This window comes from Microbulbifer sp. TYP-18, from assembly GCF_040932045.1.
Classification (GTDB): domain Bacteria; phylum Pseudomonadota; class Gammaproteobacteria; order Pseudomonadales; family Cellvibrionaceae; genus Microbulbifer.
Genome location: NZ_JBFRBC010000001.1, coordinates 529371 through 554695 on the forward strand (window position 1 = coordinate 529371; position 25325 = coordinate 554695).

Below are 25325 nucleotides of genomic sequence, written 5' to 3' on the forward strand. Positions count from 1 at the left end.
GCCCGAGGGAAGCTTCTTTACATAACGCCGAATGGCGGTGCGTATGGGCGCACGATACCCGCACCCATACGGTATTGGGAGACTGCGCCGGGCAGCACACCGAGGGGGTTGGGGAGGCAGGGGCCAAAGGGGTCCATATAGGCGGCGGCGGGGGGCATGGGCCCGGCGGGTAGGGGCGCAGTGGCCCACTCGGCATTCATCCACATGGCTGCACGGCCTTCCGCATTCATGGTATCTGCGGGTGCCGGGTCGTCCTCCACCACAAAGTAAATAGGCCCGCCACCGGCTGCACAGCCGGCCCCGGTGAAATAGATGCGATTGTGGTGCGTGGCCATCATCATATCCGCCACAAACCGGAAGGTGCCCAATTCACCGCCGGTAGCCGGATCGAAGGCGGTACTCAGCCCGCGCACCCAGCCGGTGGTGGGGGTATTGAGACCCTGGCCACCTACTTTCACTTCCGTAACATGGCCCACCAGGACACCGCCACCATCAAACACCTCAATCCAGGTATCCGGCACGGCTATGGCAAAGCCGGGCATTAACAACGCTACCGCTATTAGTATTTTTTTCATTTTGATTTCCACCTTATTATTAAACAAAACAAGGTGCCGTATGAAATCAATTGACAGCTCTGAATTTATTGCCCTGTAACCACAGGAAAAAAATAAAGCCGCTGGCAATCGCCCCATAGGCCCCAACAAATCCAGGCAACGAGTAATGAATGGCAGACTTCATTCAGGCCGAGTCATCAAGCGCTGTCTGGACCACATACCGACAGTCGTTTCAGCCTTTACGCCACAAACCCGGCTCAACCGATTGTCAATATAGACGTGACTTGTACTAACAGGTTGTTAAAAAACTATTTTTTCCTGAAACTCACACTTTTCGCTTGAGGTGTTTTTGGTTAAAAATTTCCTCCTTGCCGGTTGCTGTATTGAGCGCAATAAAACCACACAGTTTCTGCTCTTATTTTTGTTGTTTTCAGCACTGTCTGTACTCTTATCCATTTTTGAATATTTTATTCGGATAATATTTTATATGTGTGTGCGAACTTCGCGTACCCAGATAACCTTATATTGAATAAAAAGCCAAGCTGTTTCTGCACGTTTCCGCAGTATCTCTTCTCAATTTTTAAGTTTTTTTACAATCGCTTGTCGGTTTTTGGAATCTGGAAAAAAGTTATTTCAGTAATAAGGGAAGGAGTTAAATTACTGTTTTTCCACACTTGTCATACTTGAAAAAATAATAGATTTTTCTTTATCTATTGCTCAACGATATTTGAGTAGAGGTGACTAGAATTTTATGGGCCAGTCAAAGCATTCCCTTAGAGTATTTCTGGATTAAATTTCCTTTGCAAAAATCCTATGGGTACTGATTTTCATCCGTAAAAATAGCTTTAAATTTCTATAAAAGGCGGGAGTGAAGGTGAGATTGAGCTGAGGGGATTTTCTGGACTGGAGAGCTTAACATCTAAGCTACTTGTGGGGAAAGTTGGCCCCCAAGCCTCCGGAAAAATGGCTCAATCCGGAGGCTGCGATTGGGGGGATGGCGGGAATCAGTTTCCAGGTAGGTACAGTGTAAACAGGCCCTGGACACAATCCCTGTGAAAATTCTCTTTTGTCCCTAATCGACCCGGCAGCTCAAGCCGGCCCAGGTTTCCGCTTGGCTACTGAGGTATAGAATATCAGCGCGGCGGCAAACAATAACCAGTCCTTAATAATAAACTGGCCGGTGCTGTTGAGGTTAAGGAGAAAACCCTCGTACCCGGGGGTGTTGAGAATAAAGGTTGTGGTCCCGAAGGCTGTGGCGAATATGCCCGCCAGTCCAAACAGGCCGATGTACCTGGATAGGGGCGCGCACAGGAGCGCCAGCAGGAAAATAATCTCCACAATACCAATAAAGTTTGACGCGCCCTGGGTGCTCCAGAGGGTGTAAGTCCAGGAGAACAGAATATTGGTTTGCATCAAGCGGGAAATTCCCTGGGCTTCGAACTCAAAGAATTTCATGGCGCCGATCCATCCCATCACAATGGCTACGCCGAATATGCAGAGCCAAACCGCTATGCGCTGGCATTTTTGTGATGAAGTGGCCAGGGCATACAAATAAAGCGCCACACCGGCCATGGAGAAGTACTTTATGATCCCCTGGCCCGAGCCAATAATGGGAAAGCCACCATAGGACTCTACCCAAACCGGGTTGGTCAGTAGAAGCGTTGTGGGGGCGATAAAGAGTATGAAGGCCGCCAGCGCCGCCCATTGATAACTGGTACTGTGCCGGTTTGGCTGGCTGAGGCCAATCGCGGTGAGGAGTTTCAAGCCGCCAATCAGCCAGGCCATCAGTACCCATGTGCTATCGAAGCCGGAGAACAGGATGTGCCCGCTGAACCAGTTAGTGATCAGCTGGGTACCGGTTTCTCCAAATGAAAGTATGCCTGTCCAGAGGAGATACCCAACCACTGTCCAATTGGCGACGGCATTGACGTGACGCGCGGGGATGTTAAAAAAATAGGAAAGATTCATGCATCAAACTCCTTTGTTCGGGAAACAATGAGGCAGGGGCGAATTTGCCGGAGCCTTTTAAGCGCATGTTGAAAAAGCCTTGCCTGGCTTTTAGCAACCCGGGTTTGCGGTGCCTGTCCGCAAACCTTCGACGACAGGACAAGCTGCTACTCGCCTGATTTGTGCCCCAAAGATTCCTGTTCGGGACAGAAGGCTGCTGACCAAGATTTTTTAAGTAACCTGCCAGGGCCTATTTACGCTTACTGAGATAACCCTGCTTCTACGCTCAGGCCTATCCAGGCATGCAAACTGTCTTTGTGGCACAAATTGCCATTCAGAACTCTTTGTCTTAAAAAGTCCCAAATACTTACCGGACTGGCCATAAAAATTTCAATTATTGCCAAATCCCTACACTCGGGATTGAGTTTGGTTAAAAAATCATTCGCCTGGTCAATTTGTCGGCAAATCCAAGGGTACAGTACCTTTCATTAGCCTTGGTGCGTTTTGCCGCTTAAACGGCGCCTCAAGCCATCTGTTTGTAGCTTCTTCTCTATCTTATGTGTTGGATCTGATTCCGGGTTTAGGGAAAGCCTTTAGCAGGCTGTTGAAAAAGTGTTTTTCAGCAGCCTGCTGTCCCGAACAGGGATGTTCGGGCCGCAAATCAAGCATGTAACTGCTTGATTTGTCGTGGAGGGTTTGCGGACATGCGCCGCAAACCCGGGTTGAGGAAAGCCAGGGAAGGCTTTTTCAACAACCTGCCAGGGTGTCCCATATCTGGAGATCCACAGAGGCCAAACCCGCTTCTTTTCAATGCCGCAAGCTGCCGGGTTTCCAGTGGTGCCTTGCGCCTGCCTCTGCAAATCCCATGGGCCCGCTACAAGGGACCCGCCCCCCGTGACTATGGAGACCTAACAATCGGCAAAAGGGCCAATTCTCCGGCAGAATATTTTTCGTTCTTGTGGTGTTTTTGGTACTGAAACTTAATAATATTCGGAATATACTTATTTTTACTTAACTTAAATCTGCAAAGGACTCCCAATGTTAAACTCAGCTTCGTCGTTGGATCGCACCGACATCGCCATTCTGCGGGTGCTGCAGGCTGACGGGCGCATCAGTAATGTGGCCCTGTCGGACCGGGTGCACCTGTCGCCACCGGCGACACTGGCGCGGGTCCGGCGGCTGGAGGAGGAGGGTTATATCAGCGGCTATGCGGCGATGCTCAACCGGGCAAAGCTGGGCCACGACAACCTGGCACTGATTGAGATCGCTCTGGAGTTGCACCAGCACCAGCGCATTGCGGGGGTACTGGAGAGCCTGGTGGCCATGCCGGAAGTGCTGGAGTGCTTCCATGTCACCGGTGAGTACGACTATATGCTCAAGGTATCCACGGTGAACAACCGCGCGCTCGACCAGTTTATTGCCACACGGCTGATACCTCTCCCGGGCATTGCCAGGATTCATACCAGCATAGTGTTGAAGGCGCTCAAGCAGACAACCCAGCTGGACCTGCCGGAACTCTAGCAGGTTGTTGAAAAAGGCATCCTGCCTGTTTCAAAACACGAAAAGTGAAAAATGTGATTTTCACTTTTCTCCCAAAATCAACGACTTAGGCGTCGCCGATTTTTCCGGAACATCCATATTCCGGTACCAGGCGTCGAAATTCTTCGAATTTCAACAGCCTGCTAGGGCCTAGCTGAAAACCATAAGAGGCACACATGTGGAAATCTAACAATATCGAAACCAACGCGATTCACGGTGGCAAACCGTCCCAGGGCGAGCACGGCCCCCTGTCGACGCCCATCTACCAGACTTCCACCTTTGTGTTCGACGATGTGCAGCAGGGCGCGGACCGCTTTGCCGGCGATACTCATGGCCACATCTATTCCAGGCTGGGCAACCCCACGGTGGATGAACTGGAAGCCCGCATGGCGATACTGGAGGAAACCGAGGCGGCGGCCGCTTTCGGTTCCGGTATGGGTGCCGTTTCCGCGGCGGTTTTCGGCCTGTTGAAAGCCGGCGACCACCTGATCACTTCCCACCGCCTCTACGGCTGTACCTTTGCGCTGTTCAGTCATCAGCTGCCGGCGCTGGGCATAGAGGTCAGCTTTGTGGACCTGGCGGACGAGCAGAAGCTGCGCGCCGCTATTCAGCCGAATACCAAAGTGATTTACGGCGAGACGCCAATCAATCCCTGCCTGACAGTGATCGACCTGGATGTCATAGGAGCCATAGGCCGGGAGCGGGGTATCACCACCATTATCGACAACACTTTCCTGTCGCCCATCCTGCAGCGCCCGGCGACCCACGGCATCGACCTGGTTTTGCACTCCGCCACCAAATACCTGAACGGGCACGGGGACGTGGTGGCTGGCATTCTGTGTGGTTCCCGCGAACTGGTGGATCAGATCAAAATGACCACCCGCAAGGACATGGGCGCGGTGATCAGCCCCAACGATGCGTGGCTTATTATCCGCGGCCTGAAAACCCTGCATCTGCGCGTACAGCGCCACTGCGAGAATGCGCAGCGGGTGGCCGAATACCTGCAGGGGCACAGCGCCATCGCAAAAATCTATTATCCCGGTCTCCCGGATCATCCCGGCTACCGCCTGCTGGGCAGCCAGATGCAGGGTGCCGGAGGAGTGATGGCGTTTGAACTGCAGTGCAGCTTTGAGCAGGCGGTGGCCTTTATCAACCAATTGCAATTGTGCAAGCGCGCGGTCAGCCTGGGTGATGCCGAGACTTTGATCCAGCACCCGGCGTCCATGACCCACTCCACCTACGAGCCGGAGGAACTGGCGGCGGCGGGAATTTCCCGCACGCTGATCCGGCTGGCGGTGGGGCTGGAAAACGCCGAGGATATTCTGGCGGACCTGGATCAGGCCCTGGCCACTATCGCCTGACAGGGGCCCACTTCCCCCGGAAAAATAATGCTGTCGCCGCCGCGCAGTGCTGATTCATACTGATGTGGTACCCAACCACAGGCGGCGATGGGGAATTGCCGACACAAACTGAACGGGTAATCGCGCAGCGTGAATATGCAATTGAATCCGCACGCCTTCAATGGCGATGGCGATTTGGAACTAGCGGAATGGCTGGAATCCCTGGACGATATTCTGCGGTGCCAGGGTGCCGGGCGCGCGCGGGAAATACTCTGTGCGCTGCAGGAACGGTTGGTCGGGAGTGGTATACAGCCGGATGGGGTGCCGCTCAATACACCCTACCGCAACACTATTCCATTATCTCAACAGCCCGCTTATCCCGGTAACCTGCAGCTTGAACAGCGCATCGAGAAAATGATCCGCTGGAACGCCCTGGCTATGGTATTACAGGCCGCCGACAGCGGTGCCGGGGTGGGTGGCCACATCGCCACCTACGCTTCCGCCGCCACCATGCTGGATGTGGGTTTTAACCACTTCTTTCGCTGTCGGGATTCGGACTACGGGGGCGACCTGCTCAATGTGCAGGCCCACGCGGCCCCCGGCATCTATGCGCGCGCTTTTATGGAGGGACGGCTGACGGAGCGGCAGTTGGGGAATTTCCGCCGTCAGCTGCAGCCGGGCGGCGGCCTTCCGTCCTATCCGCACCCGCGTCAGATGCCCGGATTCTGGCAGGCGCCAACCGCTTCCATGGGGCTTTCGACCGCTTCCGCCATCTACCAGGCCCGTTTTGCAAAATACCTGCAAGCCCGCGGACTGAAACCGGACAACGGCGGCAAGGTCTGGAATTTTATCGGCGACGGTGAGGCGGACGAACCGGAAGTGCTGGGCACCATCAATATCGCCGCGCGGGAACAGCTGGACAATCTGGTACTGGTGGTGAACTGCAATCTGCAGCGGCTGGACGGGCCGGTGCGCGGCAATGGAAAAATCATCCAGGAACTGGAGCGGAGTTTTCGCGGCGCCGGCTGGCAGGTGATCAAGGTGGTCTGGGGCGGTGGCTGGGATACGCTGCTGCAAAATGACCGCTTGGGTGTGCTGCAAAAACGCATGGACCAGGCCCTGGATGGAGATTACCAAATGTACTCCACCCGGTCCGGCGGCGCCCAGCGCCAGCACTGGGTGGAGAACTCGCCGGAACTCGCGGCGCTGATGAGCAGCCTGACTGATGAGGAGGTGGGTGAAATCCGGCGCGGTGGCCAAGACCCGAAAAAACTCTACGCGGCTTTTGCCCGCGCGGCGCAAACCAGCGGCAGACCCACGGTGATACTGGTCAAAACCGTCAAAGGGGATGGCCTGGGTGCCTCCACCCAGGGCAGGAACACCGCCCATCAAAAGAAACAGTTTTCCGCCGCGGAGCGTATCGCCATCGGCCAGCAGCTGGGTATCCCGCTCGCGGATGAGGCGCTGGCCAGGGCTGATTTCTACCGCCCGGCGGAGGACTCCGAAGAAGCCTGCTACCTGCGCCAAAGGCGCCGCGCCCTTGGGGGGGCTATGCCTTACCGGCGGGTGGATTGCGCCCCGCTGCCGGCGCCGGACCGCGCACTGCTGGACGACTTTTTTAACGGCAGTGGCGACCGTGCCCTCTCCACCACCATGGCGGCGGTGCGTATTATGGCCAGGCTGCTCAAGGACAGGGGAATCGGTAAGTACCTGGTCCCCATAGTGCCGGACGAGGCACGTACTTTTGGGATGGAGGCGCTGTTCCGGGAAGCGGGCATCTACGCCCCCGGCGGACAGCAATACCAGCCGGTGGACGCCGACAGCCTGTCGCCCTACCGGGAGGCGGAGGACGGACAGATTCTGCAGGAGGGAATCTGTGAAGCGGGCGCTATGGCCTCCTTTCTGGCCGCCGGCACCGCCTATGCCAACCACGGTATTCCAACCATCCCCATGTATATCTTCTACAGTATGTTCGGCTTTCAGCGCGTGGGGGACATGATCTGGAGTGGTGCCGACAGCATGTGCCGGGGGTTCCTGCTGGGTGGCACGGCCGGTCGCACCACGCTGAACGGCGAGGGCTTGCAGCACCAGGATGGACACTCCCATCTCCTGGCTTCGACGGTGCCCAATATGCGCGGTTACGATCCCGCATTTGCCTATGAACTGGCGATACTCCTGCGCGAGGGTATCGAGGCCATGTACACACGCGGCGAGCCGGTTTGCTACTATATTACTCTCTATAACGAAAACTACTCCATGCCCGCCGTCGAGCCGGAGGAAAGGGCGCGTATCGAAAGTGGTGTCAAGCGGGGCATCTATCTTTTCCAGCCCGCGGAAAGCGGGGCGGGCCAGGGGGCGTCGGTACAGCTTTTCGGCAGCGGCAGCATCATGCAACAGGTGTTGCAGGCCCGGGAGCTACTGGCCGAGTGGGGCGTTGCCGCCAGTGTGTGGAGCGTGACCAGTTACACCGAACTGGCCCGGGATGCGGAGAGAGTGGAACACCGCAAGCGGATGGAGCCCGGCACCGGGCATCAATCCCGGCTGCAGGAAGCGCTTGCCGGCGTCGAGGGTCCCATAGTTGCCTGCACCGACTATATGCGCGCTCTGCCCGCCAGCATATCGCGCTGGGTGCCCGGTCCCTATGCCACTCTGGGCACCGACGGTTTCGGGGTGTGTGAATCGCGCGAGCATTTGCGCCAGTATTTTGAGGTGGATGCGGCCAGTATCGCCTATGCGGCACTGGCGGCGCTCTGTGACCAGGGAGAGGTAAGCGCGGACAACCTGAGGCTCTGGGGTACCGAGCTGGGCGTCTTCGATGGGTTTCCCCGCGCGATGGAAAATGAATTTCTGGGTGGGGAATCCGGTGGGTGACTGGGTGCCGCCCTATTCCCGCCATCGAAGAAATCAGTTCATCGACTCCCGCAGGCCGCCGGCTCGCAAAGGCGGCCGATATTGTCCCAATATAACCCGCCCGCAGGGGCAGCCCAAGGGTTTGAGACTGCTGTGTGACGCTTATTCCACTGGGCGGTGACGCCCATTCCACGTAATACAGTTTATTCCGCCAGTCCACCACCAATATCACTTTTCCACACTCGATCCGGCCCGCCGGTGGGATGGCGTGGATATTGGCATAATTGGCACACCTACTTCTTGACAGGAGCTAACTTATTGTTAAATAAGAAAAAAATTTTGCTGTGTAATATTTGGTCAATCCGGTCTTCACCAGAGATAGCACCGTGTTGCACCGGGTATTTAAGATTAACGCACAGAGTTATCCACAGAAGCTGTGGAAACCACACAGGCCGTCCGGTGATGCCGGAAGACGCTATCTGTCCGGCGCCGAATTCAGTGGTAGTATCCGCCACCAGAAGTGTGTACCGTTTCGTAGACCCGGGGTGCTTTTCCGCATAGGCTCCCGCCCCGAGATGAGACGTTCAGCTCTCAGTCAGCTGGCCACAGGCAGACTTCTCATTCCCCGTGTGGCGAACTTTTTGTCGCCCGCTTTACTCACACACCCGTTAACGGACTCGAAGAGTTAGGAGAACCTTACATGAAGCAATGGGTAGCGATTTTCGCATTGAGCTCACTGGTGGGCTGTACCACGCTGGACCCCTACACCGGTGAAAGCAAAACCAGTAACGCGGCCAAAGGCGCCGGCGTCGGCGCTATTGCCGGAGCGATTATCGGTGCGGCTACCGCCAGCAAGGATGACCGCAAGAAGGGCGCACTTACCGGCGCTGTCGGCGGTGCGGCTATTGGCGGCGGCGTCGGCTACTACATGGATCGCCAGGAGGCGGCACTGCGTCAGCGCCTGGAAGGTACCGGGGTTCGGGTGCAGCGCGAGGGGGACAATATCCGCCTGATCATGCCCGGTAACATCACCTTTGCCACCAATGGCGCGGACATCCGCAGCGACTTCTACGGCACCCTGGATTCCGTGGCCATTGTTCTCAAGGAGTTCGACAAGACGGCCATTCGTGTGAGCGGCCATACGGACAGTAGGGGTACCGACGTCTACAACCAAACGCTGAGTGAGCGCCGGGCCAATTCCGTGGCCAATTTCTTCGCCGGTCGCGGCATCGCCGGGGGGCGCATTCAGCCGGTGGGTTACGGCGAGCGTTATCCCATTGCCACCAATGACACCGCCTCCGGCCGCCAGGCCAACCGCCGGGTGGAGCTTGAGCTGCTGCCGATCCAATAAAGCGTGACAGGGGGTGCTACGCCCCCGCCGGTCCCAGGCGCTCCGACGCCGTGGCGGAAATACCAGGCCCCGGGTCTGCCCCGGGGTTCCCCCTTGACCCGACACACCGGTCGCGGTATCAACGGCTTTGAGAATAGCTGGCCAACAGCAGGAGATAAGCCCGTGCTCACTTCCACAACCGACCGTCGGATCCGGTACTGTCTGGGCTTTGCGGCTGCCCTGATGGCAATGGCGGGATTCCCAATAGAGGCGCAGGAATCTGCGGGCGAGCCACAGGTGTCGGCAGATAGCTTCAACAAGCGCTTTGCCGCCGCAGAGCTGGTGGCGGAAGTGCAGGTGAACAGTGTCCACCGGGACATCGACCATGCGCTTTCCGAACCGGGTATGGTGGCGGTTCTGGGATATGTTTATTCCGCCGTTTCACAGCGGGTGTGGAAGGGGCGGGCGGGGGAGCTGATCGCTTTTCGCCTGGGACTCACCGACTGCGACAAAAAACTGGTGCAGGGTAGCCGCTACCTGATTTTTGCCAGCGCCGACAGTATGGGACGCCTGCAACTCAACAGCTGTGACGCCGCTGTCCCCGGAGACAAGGCCGGACCACTGCTGGCCCTGCTGCGCGAGGGAGAGGGACGCGGATAGCCGCAGCGGATGCCGGTCTCACGCCTTTTCGGTGGTTGTCATTAGCCCTAAATAAGTTGCCGGGTTGATCACTGCAATACCCGATAAAATGAACCCAGCCCGGCCCCCCCTTCTTCATTCCTTGCCTAGCAGGTTGTTGAAAAAGCCCTCCCTGGCTTTCCTCAACCCGGGTTTGCGGCGCTTGTCCGCAAACCCTCCACGACAAATCAAGCAGTTACATGCTTGATTTGCGGCCCGAACATCCCTGTTCGGGAAAGCAGGCTGCTGAAAAACACTTTTTCAACAGCCTGCTAGTGGCAAATTGATTTCAGATGTCACTGCTTGTCACTCAACTTCCATGGCTGGTGAGTTATTGCTGACACCGGATGCCTATGAGGAAGTGTGTCCGATTAACAGATGATGTGCCCAGATGCCAAAGGAAGCTGCAATCATCGTGGTTGTTATTTTGACAGGAAGGCTTGCTTTTCCTAAAAAATCAATAAATAGAAGGGTATTATCCGATGATGGTTTTTGCGACAATAGTTGCCATGGCCGGGATATAAATGTGGCAGTCCTACCTGAAGGCTGCCTCTTTTTTATAGGCATAAGCCATTATTTAAAAAAATAACTGTCATTAAGGATATGAAATGAGAAGCTCTGTTCTTTTAATACTCGTTGCTCTTTTAACAACCGCTTGCGCTGCCATCGAATCCGCGGTTAGAAAGCCTGTACCCGGTGTTGAGTCGGCGATGATATCATCGCAATTACCTCCCAAGGATAGTGAAAACTGTACTAAAGTTGCTGAAGTAAGCTGCCCTTATACTAATTTCACTATGAAATCTGCACATGATCGCTGTGTGGAATTTTCACTGGAGAAAGCTGTTTCAGTCAACGCTGATTATATATATGTCGATGAGCCGATGACCTTGAATGGTATCAGTACCAGTAGTCCAACCTCTATTATGTATACCTGCACCAATCTTGCAGAACTGAATAAGTAAGTAATAGGTACCTGCCCGGTGTAAGAAGTTTCCTTACACTGGGTTGATTAGAGGTACAGCATTTGTCTGTTGAAAATTTTTGGTAATTCCCCCGATAAATTTTGATTGAACTGCCCTGGGATCGGATCGTCTGCTCTTGGTGATATCTCTTTGACCCAGTGGGCTGCAATAAACTTTTGACTGATCCAGTCATCCAATAGATCGATTCCTCATCGATAGGATTGCCAATCTTTAAACCTGCGCAATTAAGTTGAATCGCTTGCTTTTCAAAGACCAGTGCCTGCGTCCGCCCGGAAGTGGCATATCCCTGTGCCCTAGCAGGTTGTTGAAAAAGGCATCCTGCCTGTTTCAAAACACGTAAAGCGAAAAATGTGATTTTCACTTTTCTTCCAAAATCAACGGCTTAGGCGTCGTCGATTTTGCCGGAACATCCATATTCCGGTTCCAGGCGTCGAAATTCCTTGAATTTCAACAGCCTGTTAGTGAACCACCCCCTGAAATAACAGGCCGGCCTGATTCATATTGGCGACAGCCAGTCACTATCCTGCGGTAGTGCATTTTAGATATAGGCCCGGGTGACCCAATGTCCGCGCATTCCTAAGCAGCGGAATCCCGCCACTGGCGCGGCAATCATACTTTTTTTCATATCAGGCGGGATGCATACAGCGATCCAGACTTGGCCAGGGGGAGTATGTGCCTTGAAGAACCCACTGGGCGGGTTATTCTTATCAATGTTGGCGCCAACCTCTTCCGGAGCCTCCCCAGCGGTGAAGACTGTTCCGGCGTCATGGTGTTGAAGTAGGGCCCCTGTGAATGCGGCGCCGGGCCGGAGCCGGTATAAGGGTTTCCGGTGCGGTGGCAGCAAGTGCTGTCCCTACAGGAATGTCGCAATTATGTTTATGTAACAGTCAGGGGTCGTGCCAAAGGTGGGTTTATGAAAAAGCTACTGCTTCCACTGATCATTTTACTGTTGATCATCGGCTACTTCATGTCGCGAGGCGGTGATCACAAGGCCAAGGACGCCTACGATTCTATGGACCAGCCATCGAGCGAATCGATGGAAGAGAAGTCGGCGCCCCTCGATACCGAGACACCGCCGGATTCGGATTCCTCCCGCATGATGGACAAGACCAAGGATGCGATGCGCGACACCGGAAGCGCCCTCAAAGACGCCGCCAGGGATACGGGTTCCGCCGTGGAGGACGCCGCCGATAAAACCGGCGACGCCCTGAAAGATGTCGGTGATGCGGCGAAAAAAGGCGTTGACGACGTGGAGGATGCGGCCGGTAAAGCGGCGGACGAGATTCGCGGTAAGGATTTTACGGAGGAGATGAAAAAAGAGGACGAAGAAATGCAAAACGAGGATATGCAAAAGGACGAACCGCAAAACTGATACGGGCGGCGCCCGTATCGCCAGATATTCCCCCATAACAACAGGCGCAGCTTGCGGCGCCTGTTACCCTGTGTTGTAAAAGATGATTGATTACGATTGGCACCTGGGTCATAAAATTCTCGAGGTGCGGCCCCGGGGGCCGCTGTCGGAAGAGGATTTTCAACTGCTGGGAGGGCAGGTGGACCCGGTCATCCGCGAACATGGTCGACTCACCGGACTGATGATAGACGCGCAGGATTTTGCCGGCTGGGAGAATTTTGTCGCGCTGGTGTCCCATGTGCGTTTCGTGCACGACCACCAGCAGCATGTCCGCCGGATTGCCGTGCTGTCCGATCAGGCGCTGATGAAGTTTATGCCGCGACTGGTGGATCACTTCGTCAGTGCCGAGGTGCGGCCTTTCGCCGCCGCCGAGGTGCAGAGCGCTCTGGATTGGCTCGAGGATCCGGGTTAGGATTTCCGCCGATCTTCATATTTCCGGATTTTTACCTTGAGCCAGTCGTTGGCGGTGGTGGCCACTGCCGAGCAATACCTGCCCGCCGCCCGGGCGCTTTCGCAACAGTTGGATCTCCCCTGTCTCGATTGCCTGCATCCGGAAGTTATCGCCGATATTCCCTATGTTCTGGAACTGGGCGCGGTTTTGCAGCTGCGGGCGACCGGGCGCAAGGTGCCCGGCCCTATTGCGGTGGACTTTGTCTCCGGAGCACTGAATCACCGCCGCAAATACGGGGGTGGCAAGGGACAGCAGATCGCCAAGGCGGTGGGATTGCGGGGCGCTTTTCGCCCGGGGGTGCTGGATGCCACAGCGGGCCTGGGACGAGACGCCTTTGTATTGGCGTCCCTGGGCTGTGAGGTCACCATGCTGGAGCGCAACCCGGTGGTGCGCGCCCTGTTGCGGGATGGCCTGCGCCGGCTGCATGAAGCCGGGCAAAGCGATCCGGAGCTGGCGGCGATCGGGGGGCGGCTGGCACTGCGGGAAGAGCGGGTTTCGGCGGCGGATTGGCTGGCGGCGCGGGAACCCGAGTCGCTGCCGGTAGTGTATCTGGATCCCATGTTTCCGCAGCGGGGGAAAAGTGCCAGGGCCCGCAAGGAGATGGTGGCATTCCACCGACTGGTAGGGGCCGACCTGGATGCCGACGCCCTGCTGGACCCCGCCTATACCGCCTGTTACTACCGCACTGTGGTCAAGCGGCCGCGCCTGGCGCCATACCTCGCCAATCGCAGTCCGGCCCTGTCCCTGGAGGGGAAGTCCGGGCGCTTTGATATCTACACCAAGCACGGTATTAGCGCTGCCCGTTGATTCGGTTGCGCTTGCGGTGTCCCTGCAGGATTTGTGGGGGTTTTTGCCGGTCAGCAGTTGACGGCATTCACCGCCAGTCCCCCCAGCGAAGTTTCCTTGTATTTGCTCTGCATATCGATGCCGGTCTGCCGCATGGTTTCGATAACACTGTCCAGGGGCACTATGTGGGCGCCGTCGCCGCGCAGGGCCAGGCGGGCGGCGTTGATGGCCTTGACCGCGCCCATGGTGTTGCGCTCGATGCAGGGTACCTGCACCAGGCCGGCGATGGGGTCGCAGGTCAGGCCGAGATTGTGCTCCATGCCGATTTCCGCCGCGTTTTCGATCTGCTGGTTTGACCCCCCCTGTACCGCCGCCAGCCCGGCCGACGCCATGGAGCAGGCCACGCCTATCTCACCCTGGCAGCCCACTTCGGCGGCTGAGATGGAGGCGTTCTTTTTGAACAGCATACCCACTGCGCCCGCGGTCAGGAGGAATTTGACCACCTGATCCCGCAGGTCCCCGTGCAGCCCTTCATCGTGCACAAACTGGACGTAATAGGCGATGACGGCGGGAATGACTCCTGCGGCGCCGTTGGTCGGTGCGGTCACAATACGGCCGCGGGCGGCGTTTTCCTCATTGACGGCGAGGGCGAAGAGGCTCACCCAGTCCAGTATCGCCAGGCCGCGGTTGCGCTCCTGCTGGGTTTGCTTGCTGAGCTCCCGGTACATCTCCGCCGCCCGCCGGCGCACGTTCAGGCCGCCGGGCAGTACACCGGTCTGGTGGCAGCCGCGCTGTATGGAGGCGTCCATAACCTCCCAGATACGCCAGAGCCCGTCCTTGACCTGCTGCTGGCTGCGGAATGCCGTTTCATTGTTCATCGCCAGTTCGGCGATGCTCCAGCCGTGCCGGTCACAGAGTTCCATCAGCTGACTGGCGGAGTTGAAGTCGTAGGGGAGCAGGGTGGCGATCTGCTCCCTGTGGGTGAAATCCTCCCCGGACAGCACAAAGCCGCCGCCGATGGAGAAGTAGCTGCGTTCAAACAGCATCCGGTCACTGGAGAAGGCGCGGCAGGTCATGCCGTTGGCGTGCTGGGGTAGAAACTCGTCCTTGTGGAACAGCAGGTCGCGCCCGACATTGAATTCGATTTCGTGATCCTGGCTCAGGTTCAGGCGGGAAGTTTGACGGATCTCCCGGATACGGTCGTCGATGGTGTCCACCTCCACCGAGTCCGGCGATTCCCCCAGAAGCCCCATCAATACCGCCATATCGGTGCCGTGGCCGATGCCGGTCAGTGCCAGTGAACCGAACAGGTGCACCTCCACCCGATCCGTGTTGCCCAGCTGCCGCCGCTCTTCCAGATCCCGCACGAATTGGCGCGCGGCCACCATTGGCCCCACTGTGTGGGAGCTGGAGGGGCCGACACCAATTTTAAACAGTTCAAAAATACTGATACTCATGGGCTAGTGGACTCCGAAATCGACATCGCGCTTGACTGGCAGGTCGGGGGAATTTTGCCCAAAAGAGTCATCGGTTCAATGGGGCCACCGGCATTGCGCAGAATATGCTGCTGTCGCTGAGTTTGACAGAGTGATAAGGGTAAAATTCTGCCTCAGCAGGGGATATTACTGTGTATTGGCGACCAGAATGGCCCTTTTGGGCGCCGGCAGGCCCTCCAGCGTCCGGCCCTGGTCGGCGGGGTCGAGGAAGTCCGCCAGGGACTCGAAACGCATCCACCCGGTGCGCCGCTGCTCCTCGAGGCTGGTGGTGCTGACATCGACGGTGCGCGGGTTGTCGAAGCCGCACTTCCGCAGCCAGCTTTCCAGGGTGGCGCAACTGGGGAGGAACCAGACATTGCGCATTTTGGCGTAGCGGCCTTCGGGTACCAGGCAATCGCCCGGCCCGCCATCGATCACCAGGGTTTCCAGTACCAGTTGTCCGCCGGGGCGCAGTGTGTCGTGCAGTTCGCGCAGATGGTCCATGGGCGAGCGCCGGTGGTAGAGGACTCCCATGGAAAAAGTGGTGTCGAAGGCCCTCAGTGGTGCCGGCACCGCCTCTATGCCCACCGGCAGCAGGTCCACCGGCTTGTCGGCACCCAGATATTTTTTCAGTGCGTAGAACTGAGCCACAAACTTGGCCGAGGGATCTATACCCACCACCCGCCGGGCACCGGCACTGAACTGGCGCCAGCAGTGATAACCGTTGCCGCAGCCCACGTCCAGTACCAGGCGCCGGGCCAGGGGCTCTATATGCGGCACCAGCCGGTCCCATTTCCAGTCGGAGCGCCACTCCGTATCGATAGGGATGCCGAACAGTTCCCAGGGTCCTTTGCGCCAGGGGTGCAGCCTGCGCAGCTGTTGTTCCAATAGCGCTCTCTGCGACTCCGGCGCGTCGCCGGCGCGGCCAATCCGGATACTGGGCCCGAATTCCAGCCGGGAGGGGGTCAGCTCCGGCAGGCTCTGCAGCGCTTCCCGCCAATCCGGCAGATCCCCCCAGCGGCGCGGGTCGAGACCCGCGGCTATCTGGGCCGGCAACTGCGCCAGCCACGGGCGCAGGGCGGGTATATGCTGCAGGGCGGAATAGAGGGGGGTGTAGTCGATCATCTATAGCGTCGGCGGTGGTGCGGGCTTGCCTTTGATGGCGATCATCGAGGCGAAGTTAAAGCACTGGAACCAGACATCGACACTGTCGAAACCGGCCTTTTTCAGCCGTTCCCGGTGTGTCCCCAGGGTTTCGGGAATCAGTATCTTTTCCAGTGCCGCGCGTTTCTGGGCGATTTCCAGCTCACTGTAGCCGTTGGCCCGTTTGAAGGAGTGGTGCAGTTCGATCATCAGATCCTCGTGGTCCCGGTCCGCGAAGGCCACTTTTTCAGACAGAATCAGCACGCCCCCGGGGCGCAGGCCCGCGTAGATTTTGCTCAGGATGGGCTCCCGCTCCGCCACCGGTATAAATTGCAGGGTGAAGTTCAGCACCACCACTGAAGCGTCCACGACCGGTACCTGTTGCAGATCGTCACACACCAGCGTGACCGGAATCTGCCCGCTGTCCGCGGCCAGTACCGCGCGCGCCCTTTCTACCATGGCCGGTGAATTGTCCACCGCCACAATTTCACAAGCCGCCGCCGGAATCCGGTGGCGCATGGCCAGGGTGGCCGCGCACAGCGAACTGCCCAGGTCGTAACAGCGGCTGCCCGCCTGGGCGTAGCGCTCGGCCAGGGTCCCGATCATGGCAATGATAGTGGTGTAGCCCGGCACCGAGCGCTGAATCATGTCCGGGAAAACGTCCACCACCGGCTGGTCAAACTGGAAAGTCGACACACTGCCCAGGGGGTTGGCGTATATGTCGTCGTGCTGGCTCACAGGTTCTCCTGTCGCAGCCCCAGGGAAAGACCCGCTTCGCGACCCTGGGCACCGGTTACCACCGCTGTGCTGGCCTGTTGCGGCACCAGATAGGTTTGGCCGACCCGCTGCAGGTCCTGCAGGCGCACTTCTGTCACCTGCTGGCGGAATTTCTCCCGCACCGCGTGGCTGCGGCCGTAGAGTTCGGAGTGGAATGCCCGCTTGGCCTCGCCCGCCGGTGAACTGGGTTTATCCAGCCCGCCCACCACGCCGAGAATGGCTTCCTCCACCTGCTCCTGGGTGTGGGGGTGGTTTTGCAGCCAGTCCAGCGAGTCGTCGAAATCCCGCAGGCTCTCGCCCATGCGGGGATCGCGGTAGGAGTAGAAGCGAAAAACCCCGATGTTGCTGTCGTGGCTGGCGCCACCGCCATAGGCGCCGCCCTGTTCGCGAATGGTGCGGTGCAGAAAACCGTTGCGCAAAAAGCCCCCCAGCACCGCCAGCGCCGGCGCGTCCGGGTGGCCCATGGGCACAGTGGGGTAGGCTTTGGCACAGAAATTTACCTGACTGTTGACGATCCACAATTCGCTCACCGGATGCGGATCGAAGGGCGCTTGCGCCGATGGGGCGGGCCCGTGAATTTCATTGGCGAGGGGCGTCATGGCGCCACTGTAACCGGCCAGTTTTTCCTCTTCGCCGATCAGCAGGAAGTGGCGCTCTGTGCCGAGTACCTTGTTGTGAATGGCCTGCAGACTCTGCGCCAGATTTTCCAGTTCCGCGCTGTCCCGGGTAAAACCGCGCACAAGCTGTTTGAGATGGCGCAGGCCCAGCAGGCCGCCGGTGGCGTGGCTCTCGTAGGCGGCGCGGTTGTAGCCGGAGGAGGCGGCGGCCATCGCGAGTCCGTGGCCATTGCCCACCACCCCCTCCTCGCGGCGGGCCAGGGTCTGGGTAAAAAACTCTTTGATACGGGTTATTTCGTCAAAGCGGGTGCGCTCCATGGTTTCGTGCATCAGTTCCGTCAGGGCGCTCTGGTTGCGCGACAGCGCTTTGGCGGACAGGATAAAGTGGCCGCTGAGGCTGTGGAGGTCGTCGATGGCTGTGCGACTGCTGCTGAAACCGTGCAGGGAACCGGCGACGCGGGTCTGCCACTGCTGGACCTGTAGATAGTCTTTATCCCCCAGGCCCACCTCACTGATCACCTGGCAATAGTAGGGCAGCAGTTGCCGCTCCGCCTCGGTTAGTTCAGGCAGGGGGCAGATCATCTGCTGGTAGACCAGGCCGTTGGTTCCAGCGCCGTAGCGGGTGAGATTTTGCGCGCCCAAGGGCACCGTCTCCCCTTCCACCCGGGGCATATGCAGCGGAATATCCTCGATACCCACTTTGGGTAGAATCGACGCGTCGACTTCATTCTGCTGGCGCTCCTCCAGTGTGTGCGCCGTGGCAATAATCTGCTGTTTTTCGTCGTCGCTCAGCCGGGAGCGGATGCCGGCCAGCTGTTCTTTTTCCGCCGAGTCCCTGCGCCCTGCAAGCTGGTCGTCCGGGGTCATTGTCAGGCGCACCCGGTGTTGATTGTCCAGCAGCAACTGGCGCGCCTTGGTGGCGATAAATTGCGGATCCTTGATTTGCTCGCGCAGTTTTTCCAGGGTCGGATCCAGGTTCAGCAGACCGGTGGCGTCGCCGCGGTGGGTTGCCCCGGTCAGGGCGGAGAGGATCAGCTGCAGGCCAAACGGATAGCCGTCGCCACCTATCTCGCGCTGCTGTAATTCCAGCTGGTGCAGTGTGGCCGCCACCTGTTCGTAGGGGGCGCCGTTGTCGGCCACATCGCGCAAAACGGCCAACACCTGTTGTTCAAATTCGTCGGCATGGTGTCGTTCGCTGCCCTCGAGGCCGCAGAAAAATATCAGCTCCCGCTGGGAGTCATCCAGTCCGATCAGCGGCGAGGGCGCAGTGCCCAGTGAACTGGTTTCCATGAGTTTCATCAGTGGTGAGGCGCTGTTGTCCAGCAGTACGCCGGACAGCAGGTGTGCGGTCAGCGCCTCTTCGACATTGGTGGCGTCGCCCAGCAGCCAGCTCAGCACAATATGGGTTTTCCCCTCCAGGTCGTCATCGCTGCTGAGCGGGTAGCGCTCCTCCACCGCTATTGGCGCCAGATAGCGATCCTCGCGTCCCACCGCAATGGTTTCCGGCAGCGGATCGAACTTGTGCAAAACCTTTTCCTCGAATGCCGCCTGGTGAGTGCCCGCCTCTATGTCCCCAAAAGTCATAAAGATGGCATTGCTGGGGTGGTAGTGGCTGCGGTAGAAGTCCACCAGCTGGGCGTGGGTCAATTTTGGGATATCCGCCGGTTCCCCGCCGGAGTTGTAGTGATAGGTGGTGGTGGGGAAGAGGTATTTGTTGAGCGTATGCCAGAGCTGTGTACTGGTCGAGCTCATGGCGCCCTTCATCTCGTTGTAGACGACGCCCTTATACACCAGCTCGCTGTCCGGGTTGTCCGTCTCGGCAAATTCGAGACGGTGGCCTTCCTGGGCGAAATCCAGCGGGTCCAGTTTGGCGAAAAATACTGCGTCCAGGTAGACGTCCAACAGATTGTCGAAATCCTTTCGGTTCTGGCTTGCAAAAGGGTAGGCGGTCCAGTCGGAACTGGTGAAGGCGTTCATAAAAGTGTTCAGAGAGCGCCGGATCATCAGGAAAAAGGGGTCGCGCAGGGGATATTTTTCGCTGCCGCACAGGGCCGTGTGCTCGAGAATATGAGCCACGCCGGTGGAATCCCCGGGCACCGTGCGCAGGGCGACCAGAAACACATTTTCATTATTGTCCGCCGCTATGTGCAGGTGTTGGGCGCCGGTTGCGCGGTGGCGATACTCCTCCACCCGAACACCCAGAGAGTCGATTTCCGTGCTGGTCAGCAGCTCGAAGGCAGGGTGTGAATTACTCAAAATACGGCTCCTTGAGGTACAGTGAAACGGGTGGCTGGCGGCCCCGGGCGGTTGCCGCCGGTTCCCGTGTGAGGCCGCTATTCTACCGTCTGGCGGTACAGCAATAACAGTGTTGACAAGGGGGGCGCCCGTACCAAGACTGCCCGAGAGTCCCCAATTGGATCCTGGGGTCGCCAACTCAACAAGCAGCTAAGCGGAGACTGACAGTGACCTGGATGGATATCGCCAGCCTGGCTGGCTTTTTTGTAGCCTGGGTGGGTTATACGACTTTTGCGCGCAAACGGGCCAAGGAGGCCTGGTGTCTCGCCTCCTCATTGCAGTGGTATCGGGTGGAGTGGATGTTGCGCATGTTGGAGCGGGACATGCGCATGTCGGACACGGCGATTATCGGCAATTTGGAAAGAGTCATCGGCTTTTTTGCCTCCACCAGTATCCTGGTGCTCGCTGGTCTGGTCACCGCCCTGGCGGCCAATCAGGCAGCAATTGAAGTGCTGCACCACCTGCCGCTGGTGGGGCGGACCACGGCGGCGGAATTCGAGTTAAAGGTGTTGCTGCTGGTGCTTATCTTTGTTTTCGCTTTTTTTAATTTCACCTGGTCCCTGCGGCAGTTTTCCTTCGCCAATGTGCTGATTGGCGCCGCGCCGGAGCCGGGTGGATCGGACATGACCCAGGAGGAGCGGCGGCGCTTCGCCATCAATACCGCCAAGGTGATCGATCAGGCGGGACACAGCTACAACTACGGTTTTCGGTCCTTTTATTTCGCCATGGCGGTTATGGGCTGGTTTATACACCCACTGCTGTTTGTGGCCGGCTATGTGGCCGTGGTACTGGTGCTCTATCAGCGTGAATTCCGCTCCCGCACCCTGATGGCGATACTGGCTGCTGGTGGACAGTTACTACCGAAAGATTCGGTTAAATAATATGCATTATGATGAAATCGTGGCCGCTTCTGACAAGGTGGCCGATGCGAACGGCTGGCGGCCGTTGCATACCCCAAAAAACCTCACCATGGCGTTGTCAGTGGAGGTGGCGGAGTTGGCCCGCCTGCTGCAGTGGCGCGACGATCGCGGGATTGAAGACCTGATGGAGTCTCCACAGGCAGGTGCTGTGGCCGCGGAGCTGGCGGATATACAAATGTATCTGTGTAAGCTCTGCACCAGTCTCGGGGTGGATCTGGAGCGGGCGCTGCGGGATAAAGTTGCCGCCAATCGCGTCCGCTTTTTACCGCCTGCATCCATTCCGGAGTAGGGCGCATGGGAGATCGCAGTTTCGACCAACTGGCGCACCGGTTCCGCCGGCGCATTTATGGTGGTCTTAAAGGGGATATCCGCCTGGCGGTGTTGAACCGCGATCTGACCCAGGTGCTGGGCCATTGCGATGAGTCCCTGCTGGTGGTGGACGCAGGGGGTGGACAGGGACAATTTGCCCTGGATTTGGCGGCGGCGGGGCATAGGGTGGTATTGGCGGACATCTCCGCACAGATGTTGGCTCAGGCAGAAGAGAGAGCGCTTCAACTAGGTCTGGCGGACAGAGTTAGCCTGTTGTGCCAGCCGCTGCAGACATTGGCCGGACGGTCCGAGCTGAAGGCCAGTGCGGGCCTGGTTCTGTGCCACGCGGTGTTGGAGTGGTTGGCGGAGCCGCGCGCGGCGCTTATGGCGCTGCGGCCGCTATTGCGGCCTGGCGGTTACCTGTCGCTGACATTTTACAACCGCCGTGCACTGGAATTTCGCCTGTTGCAGCGGGGTTGTTTTCGCCAGTTGGATAGAAATATCACTTCCGGAGACTGGTCCGGGCACCCGGGCGGTCTCACCCCTGATAACCCTTTGCTGCCGGAGCAGGTGCAGGATTGGGTAGCGCAGGCCGGGCTGGCAGTGGTGGCCCATAGTGGTATTCGCTGTTTTCACGATTTTATGACCCCCGGTATGAGCGACAAGCTGCCGGCCGCCGCCATTGTCAGCAAGGAGCTGCAGTATTCGCGGCTGGACCCCTACCGGCAGCTGGCCCGCTATGTCCATCTGCTGTGCTGCGCAGCGTGATAAAGCGTTCGGGCGGGCCACCGAAATACCGGCAGGCTGCAGGCGAAGACTTTTTTGGGCAGCCCGCTAGTCGGTTGTGCAGCTTATCTTGGGATTGGTGTCAACAGGCCGCTAAATTTTTTGGCGGCTACTTTCCACCGGCAATATCGATAAACGAACCGGTAACGTAAGACGCATCCTCAGACAACAGCCAGGCGATGGATTCCGCCACCTCTTCCGGAGTCCCGCCCCGCCCCATGGGTATTTGCGGGGACAAACGCTCCACGCGATCCGGCTCCCCGCCGTCCCCATGCATTTCCGTGTGGATAAAACCCGGTCTCACGCTATTCACGCGGATGCCGCGCGCGGCCAGCTCCAGCGACAGGCCCTTGGTGAGTGAATCCATTGCACCTTTGGACGCCGCGTAATCCACATATTCAAAGGGTGCGCCGGTTCGGGATGCGGCGGAAGAGACATTGACAATGGCAGCCAACTTCCCGGCCTGGTTAATGAACTCCCGGCAGCAGAGAAAGCAACTCATCACGTTGGACGATAGGATTTTCCGGAAGCGTTCAGCGCTGACCTGGCCCAGTGGGGATTGCGCAAACAAAACCCCCGCATTGTTGACCAGGTGCGTAACCAGTCCAAACCGACTTTGCGCGGCTTTGAATAGGGACCTTACCTCCGACTCCACGGACACGTCTGCCTGAAAAGCAAAGGCGTTGCCGCCGCTGGTTGTTATTGCGGAGACCGTAGATGCGGCCCGGTCGGCGTTTTGGCGAAAATTAACACATACCGAGTAGCCTTTTGCGGCCAGCAGTTTTGCGGTGGCCGCGCCGATACCCCGGCCTCCCCCGGTTACAATCACAACTCTGTTCAATAGAATTTCCCCAAAGTCCACAGGCTTTGCAGAGGGGGCACAGCGGGAAAGCTCCCTCAATCAATGCAAAATTATCCGGTAGGGTGCGGCTTCGGAGCCTCCCGATACCTTTCAATAGCCTGCTAGAGATTTTCCAGCAGCAGTTCCTTGGCCGCGTTGATGCGCGAAGCCAGGTAGTCGTTGCCACCCCTGTCCGGGTGCAGTTTCTGAATCAGTTTGCGGTGGGCGCTGATGATATCGTCGCGGGAGGCCCTGGGCGGCACATCGAGAATGCGCCGGGCCTCGTCCTCGGTCAGAGGCGGGGATTTGGCCGGGCCGCTGTCGGTCTCCTGTCGCGCCTGCGCCCTCTTGGCAATCAGGGGGGCCAGCCAGGGCAGGTGGCGGCCCAGCCAGCTGAGGGTCTTGCCCGCCAGTGGCAGTATCACCGCGATAGCGGCACCCACCCAGTGCAGGCGTCCGGTTACGGCCAGTACTACCGCCGCGAATGCCAGGCCGATCAGCAGCCACTGCAACAGCAACTTGCGCCTCTGTTCGGCGTTGCTCGCAGTGAATTTTTGCCAGGCCACATAGGCCAGTATGCCCGCCGCGACGAGCAGAATAAGACGGGCCACCGAGTGATAATCCCTATTGCGTTATCCGGCCGCCCAGAATATCAGATGTCGACGCGCATGCCGACCGCGATAAAGTCGCCCACCGCCGGCAGTGCGATATCATTGCTGTTGTCGAAAGCGTTTTCCCAGTATATCCGGACCCGCTCGTTCCACTGGTAGCTGAAGCCCACATAAATGATTTCCAGCAGGAACTCATCTTCATCCACCAGCTGCTCTTCGAATTCCGGGTCGTCGGATTTCAGCCGGTTGTGCCCGCCGTAGATGCTGTAGCAGTCCCGCGCCCCCCAGGTATAGCTGAAAAAGGATTCCGAGCCTTTGGCGTCAAATGCATCTATCAGAATCTCATCGGTAAGTCCCGGCGGTACCACCTCGTTGTTATGTGAATTCTGCCCCACCACAGCGCCGTAAAAACCCTTTTCAAAGGGCCCCTTGCCATAGGCGAAGCCCAGGGAGGCGGCGAAGGCGTTGGTGCTTTCCCTGAGCATGAACCGATCGGTAATCAGAATGGGATCTTCGGGATCGGAAATATCGAAAAGTTCCCCGCGGCCTGTGGACAGGTCCAGCTTGGTACGGGTGTAGGCCGCCCCCACAAACAGGCCATCGCCCACATCCGCGTCGTAGGTAAATGAAATTCCGTGGTGGAGACCGAACTCGCAATCGTCGTCGGGGCACACCAACAGGGTATCCGGAGCGACGAAGTCCTCCAGGTCGACGTCAAATGTGGACACATGGGCGGCATACTGCAGCCCCAGCTGGATCTCGCCGCCGTAACCGTCCCAACTCCGCCGCCAGGTGAGGGCGCTGTCGGCGCGGCCGGTGCCGGTGAGGCCGCCGTCGCTGCCCAGTGTGAAGGCCCCGCTGGCCAGGCCTCCGCCCACATTGTACCAGTCGGTAATCTGAGCCACGTCGTAATAGACACTCCACTGCTTGCCAGCGGCGAATTCCCCCCAGCAATCGTGGTTGGCGAACAAATGGCCCTGGCGCAGGTAGAGGGATTCGCCGCGCTCGCCCACTTCCACCTGCTGGTTGCCGGATATGATCAGGTCGCCGGTGGAGGAAATGGCCGCTACCCCCCATTCCAGGTTGAACCCCACATCCCAGTCGCCGTAGACGGGTACATCGAGGCCGAAGCGGAGACGGGAGGCGCCGTCCTGCATAGCGGTGTCGCCGTTGGCATTCACCTGGTGTACGGCGAAATATCCCTCCATATACAGAGTTGCTTCATCGGACTCGAAGATGGGCACCGCTTGCACAGTGCCGGCCACCAGCGATACCGCCAGCGCGCCGGCAGATCCCTTGCAGATGTCCATATTCAATTTATTCCCTATGATGTCGAGGAGACTGATGCGACCTAGCAAATTGTTGAAAAAGGCATCCCGCCTGTTTCAACACACGAAAAGCGAAAAATGTGATTTTCACTTTTCCCCCAAAATCAACGGCTTGGGCGTCGCCGATTTTGCCGGAACATCCATTTTCCGGTACCAGGCGTCGAAATTCTTCGAATTTCAACAGCCTGCCAGGTCGCATTTAAGGGTAGTTGATGGGGCTGAGACTTTCGGGGTTTGCGGGTACAATTGCGCCGCCCGATAGCGGCCCCCTGGCTCTCATTTGCCCGCTGGCAACGAGGTCTTCCGTGCTTTTTCGGGTAGTCGCCATTGGGTCCACGGCCTTCACCGCCGGCC

The 25325-nt window shown here is 58.1% G+C and carries 22 protein-coding genes; 12 read left to right on the forward strand and 10 right to left on the reverse strand.

The features are described 5' to 3' along the window. Window positions 1-17 precede the first annotated feature (17 nt). Together ABVT36_RS02075 and ABVT36_RS02080 are read right to left on the reverse strand one after the other, a co-directional pair. Window positions 18-575: a hypothetical protein gene (locus ABVT36_RS02075; protein ID WP_368455027.1), complete on the reverse strand. Its 558-nt coding sequence runs from the start codon at window positions 573-575 to the stop codon at window positions 18-20. Between the two features lie 1068 nt (window positions 576-1643). Beyond that, complete coding sequence (locus ABVT36_RS02080) at window positions 1644-2522, reverse strand: DUF417 family protein (RefSeq protein WP_368455028.1); 879 nt, start codon at window positions 2520-2522, stop codon at window positions 1644-1646. 1017 nt (window positions 2523-3539) lie between these two features. Between ABVT36_RS02080 and ABVT36_RS02085 the strand changes: the two genes are divergently transcribed. The 6 genes from ABVT36_RS02085 (at window position 3540) to ABVT36_RS02110 (ending at window position 11200) form a co-directional block, all read left to right on the forward strand. Beyond that, window positions 3540-4022 (forward strand): Lrp/AsnC family transcriptional regulator, encoded by a 483-nt coding sequence (locus tag ABVT36_RS02085; RefSeq protein WP_368455029.1) that lies wholly within the window; start codon window positions 3540-3542, stop codon window positions 4020-4022. Window positions 4023-4216: 194 nt separating this feature from the next. After that, window positions 4217-5401 carry a methionine gamma-lyase gene (gene megL, locus ABVT36_RS02090; protein ID WP_368455030.1) on the forward strand — a complete coding sequence of 395 codons (1185 nt, stop codon included), beginning with the start codon at window positions 4217-4219 and terminating at the stop codon, window positions 5399-5401. A 135-nt stretch (window positions 5402-5536) separates the two neighbouring features. Beyond that, window positions 5537-8251 (forward strand): pyruvate dehydrogenase (acetyl-transferring), homodimeric type, encoded by a 2715-nt coding sequence (gene aceE / locus ABVT36_RS02095; protein ID WP_368455031.1) that lies wholly within the window; start codon window positions 5537-5539, stop codon window positions 8249-8251. 679 nt (window positions 8252-8930) lie between these two features. Beyond that, window positions 8931-9581, forward strand: coding sequence for an OmpA family protein (locus ABVT36_RS02100; RefSeq protein WP_368455032.1), 651 nt, complete (start codon window positions 8931-8933; stop codon window positions 9579-9581). Between the two features lie 162 nt (window positions 9582-9743). Next, window positions 9744-10220 (forward strand): hypothetical protein, encoded by a 477-nt coding sequence (locus tag ABVT36_RS02105; protein WP_368455033.1) that lies wholly within the window; start codon window positions 9744-9746, stop codon window positions 10218-10220. A 626-nt stretch (window positions 10221-10846) separates the two neighbouring features. Beyond that, window positions 10847-11200, forward strand: a complete 354-nt coding sequence (locus ABVT36_RS02110; RefSeq protein WP_367152027.1) for a hypothetical protein — start codon at window positions 10847-10849, stop codon at window positions 11198-11200. A 47-nt stretch (window positions 11201-11247) separates the two neighbouring features. Here ABVT36_RS02110 and ABVT36_RS02115 read toward each other — a convergent pair whose 3' ends face one another. Then, complete coding sequence (locus ABVT36_RS02115; protein ID WP_368455034.1) at window positions 11248-11397, reverse strand: hypothetical protein; 150 nt, start codon at window positions 11395-11397, stop codon at window positions 11248-11250. 737 nt (window positions 11398-12134) lie between these two features. On the opposite strand from ABVT36_RS02115, the gene ABVT36_RS02120 reads away from it, so the two are divergent. The 3 genes from ABVT36_RS02120 to ABVT36_RS02130 all read left to right on the forward strand — a co-directional run bounded on the left by ABVT36_RS02120 (window position 12135) and on the right by ABVT36_RS02130 (window position 13890). After that, window positions 12135-12593: a hypothetical protein gene (locus tag ABVT36_RS02120; RefSeq protein WP_367152026.1), complete on the forward strand. Its 459-nt coding sequence runs from the start codon at window positions 12135-12137 to the stop codon at window positions 12591-12593. Window positions 12594-12675: 82 nt separating this feature from the next. Beyond that, a complete protein-coding gene (locus tag ABVT36_RS02125) occupies window positions 12676-13044 on the forward strand; it encodes an STAS/SEC14 domain-containing protein (RefSeq protein WP_368455035.1) in 369 nt (122 codons plus the stop codon). 36 nt (window positions 13045-13080) lie between these two features. Next, on the forward strand, window positions 13081-13890 hold the full coding sequence (locus ABVT36_RS02130; protein ID WP_368455036.1) for a class I SAM-dependent methyltransferase: 810 nt from the start codon (window positions 13081-13083) through the stop codon (window positions 13888-13890). Between the two features lie 50 nt (window positions 13891-13940). On the opposite strand, the gene ABVT36_RS02135 is transcribed toward ABVT36_RS02130, so the two are convergent. The 4 genes from ABVT36_RS02135 to ABVT36_RS02150 all read right to left on the reverse strand — a co-directional run bounded on the left by ABVT36_RS02135 (window position 13941) and on the right by ABVT36_RS02150 (window position 20137). Then, on the reverse strand, window positions 13941-15326 hold the full coding sequence (locus ABVT36_RS02135; RefSeq protein WP_368455037.1) for an L-serine ammonia-lyase: 1386 nt from the start codon (window positions 15324-15326) through the stop codon (window positions 13941-13943). Between the two features lie 165 nt (window positions 15327-15491). Beyond that, window positions 15492-16469: a tRNA 5-methoxyuridine(34)/uridine 5-oxyacetic acid(34) synthase CmoB gene (gene cmoB, locus ABVT36_RS02140; protein ID WP_368455038.1), complete on the reverse strand. Its 978-nt coding sequence runs from the start codon at window positions 16467-16469 to the stop codon at window positions 15492-15494. Further along, window positions 16470-17225, reverse strand: a complete 756-nt coding sequence (gene cmoA, locus ABVT36_RS02145; RefSeq protein WP_368455039.1) for a carboxy-S-adenosyl-L-methionine synthase CmoA — start codon at window positions 17223-17225, stop codon at window positions 16470-16472. After that, complete coding sequence (locus tag ABVT36_RS02150) at window positions 17222-20137, reverse strand: insulinase family protein (protein WP_368455040.1); 2916 nt, start codon at window positions 20135-20137, stop codon at window positions 17222-17224. The genes cmoA and ABVT36_RS02150 overlap by 4 nt, the downstream gene beginning before the upstream one ends. Before the next feature lie 215 nt (window positions 20138-20352). Between ABVT36_RS02150 and ABVT36_RS02155 the strand changes: the two genes are divergently transcribed. Genes ABVT36_RS02155 through ABVT36_RS02165 form a run of 3 tightly spaced genes read left to right on the forward strand, consistent with a single transcriptional unit; the run spans window position 20353 to window position 22173 of the window. After that, window positions 20353-21057 (forward strand): DUF599 domain-containing protein, encoded by a 705-nt coding sequence (locus tag ABVT36_RS02155; protein ID WP_368455065.1) that lies wholly within the window; start codon window positions 20353-20355, stop codon window positions 21055-21057. Window position 21058: 1 nt separating this feature from the next. Next, window positions 21059-21385, forward strand: a complete 327-nt coding sequence (locus ABVT36_RS02160; RefSeq protein ID WP_368455041.1) for a nucleotide pyrophosphohydrolase — start codon at window positions 21059-21061, stop codon at window positions 21383-21385. 5 nt (window positions 21386-21390) lie between these two features. Next, window positions 21391-22173 (forward strand): methyltransferase domain-containing protein, encoded by a 783-nt coding sequence (locus tag ABVT36_RS02165; protein WP_368455042.1) that lies wholly within the window; start codon window positions 21391-21393, stop codon window positions 22171-22173. Between the two features lie 127 nt (window positions 22174-22300). On the opposite strand, the gene ABVT36_RS02170 is transcribed toward ABVT36_RS02165, so the two are convergent. From ABVT36_RS02170 to ABVT36_RS02180, 3 genes are all read right to left on the reverse strand, one after another. Continuing rightward, window positions 22301-23032, reverse strand: coding sequence for an SDR family oxidoreductase (locus ABVT36_RS02170; protein ID WP_368455043.1), 732 nt, complete (start codon window positions 23030-23032; stop codon window positions 22301-22303). 122 nt (window positions 23033-23154) lie between these two features. Further along, a complete protein-coding gene (locus ABVT36_RS02175) occupies window positions 23155-23643 on the reverse strand; it encodes a DnaJ domain-containing protein (RefSeq protein WP_368455044.1) in 489 nt (162 codons plus the stop codon). A 41-nt stretch (window positions 23644-23684) separates the two neighbouring features. Further along, window positions 23685-24953 (reverse strand): porin, encoded by a 1269-nt coding sequence (locus ABVT36_RS02180; RefSeq protein WP_368455045.1) that lies wholly within the window; start codon window positions 24951-24953, stop codon window positions 23685-23687. Window positions 24954-25325 lie beyond the last annotated feature (372 nt).

Excerpts from the sequence above, each read along its gene's own strand:
- ABVT36_RS02075 (WP_368455027.1), bottom strand. The coding sequence starts at position 575 with ATGAAAAAAATACTAATAGCGGTAGCGTTGTTAATGCCCGGCTTTGCC.
- ABVT36_RS02080 (WP_368455028.1), bottom strand. The coding sequence starts at position 2,522 with ATGAATCTTTCCTATTTTTTTAACATCCCCGCGCGTCACGTCAATGCC.
- ABVT36_RS02085 (WP_368455029.1), top strand. The coding sequence starts at position 3,540 with ATGTTAAACTCAGCTTCGTCGTTGGATCGCACCGACATCGCCATTCTG.
- megL (WP_368455030.1), top strand. The coding sequence starts at position 4,217 with ATGTGGAAATCTAACAATATCGAAACCAACGCGATTCACGGTGGCAAA.
- aceE (WP_368455031.1), top strand. The coding sequence starts at position 5,537 with ATGCAATTGAATCCGCACGCCTTCAATGGCGATGGCGATTTGGAACTA.
- ABVT36_RS02100 (WP_368455032.1), top strand. The coding sequence starts at position 8,931 with ATGAAGCAATGGGTAGCGATTTTCGCATTGAGCTCACTGGTGGGCTGT.
- ABVT36_RS02110 (WP_367152027.1), top strand. The coding sequence starts at position 10,847 with ATGAGAAGCTCTGTTCTTTTAATACTCGTTGCTCTTTTAACAACCGCT.
- ABVT36_RS02120 (WP_367152026.1), top strand. The coding sequence starts at position 12,135 with ATGAAAAAGCTACTGCTTCCACTGATCATTTTACTGTTGATCATCGGC.
- ABVT36_RS02125 (WP_368455035.1), top strand. The coding sequence starts at position 12,676 with ATGATTGATTACGATTGGCACCTGGGTCATAAAATTCTCGAGGTGCGG.
- ABVT36_RS02135 (WP_368455037.1), bottom strand. The coding sequence starts at position 15,326 with ATGAGTATCAGTATTTTTGAACTGTTTAAAATTGGTGTCGGCCCCTCC.
- cmoB (WP_368455038.1), bottom strand. The coding sequence starts at position 16,469 with ATGATCGACTACACCCCCCTCTATTCCGCCCTGCAGCATATACCCGCC.
- ABVT36_RS02155 (WP_368455065.1), top strand. The coding sequence starts at position 20,353 with ATGGATATCGCCAGCCTGGCTGGCTTTTTTGTAGCCTGGGTGGGTTAT.
- ABVT36_RS02160 (WP_368455041.1), top strand. The coding sequence starts at position 21,059 with ATGCATTATGATGAAATCGTGGCCGCTTCTGACAAGGTGGCCGATGCG.
- ABVT36_RS02165 (WP_368455042.1), top strand. The coding sequence starts at position 21,391 with ATGGGAGATCGCAGTTTCGACCAACTGGCGCACCGGTTCCGCCGGCGC.
- ABVT36_RS02180 (WP_368455045.1), bottom strand. The coding sequence starts at position 24,953 with ATGGACATCTGCAAGGGATCTGCCGGCGCGCTGGCGGTATCGCTGGTG.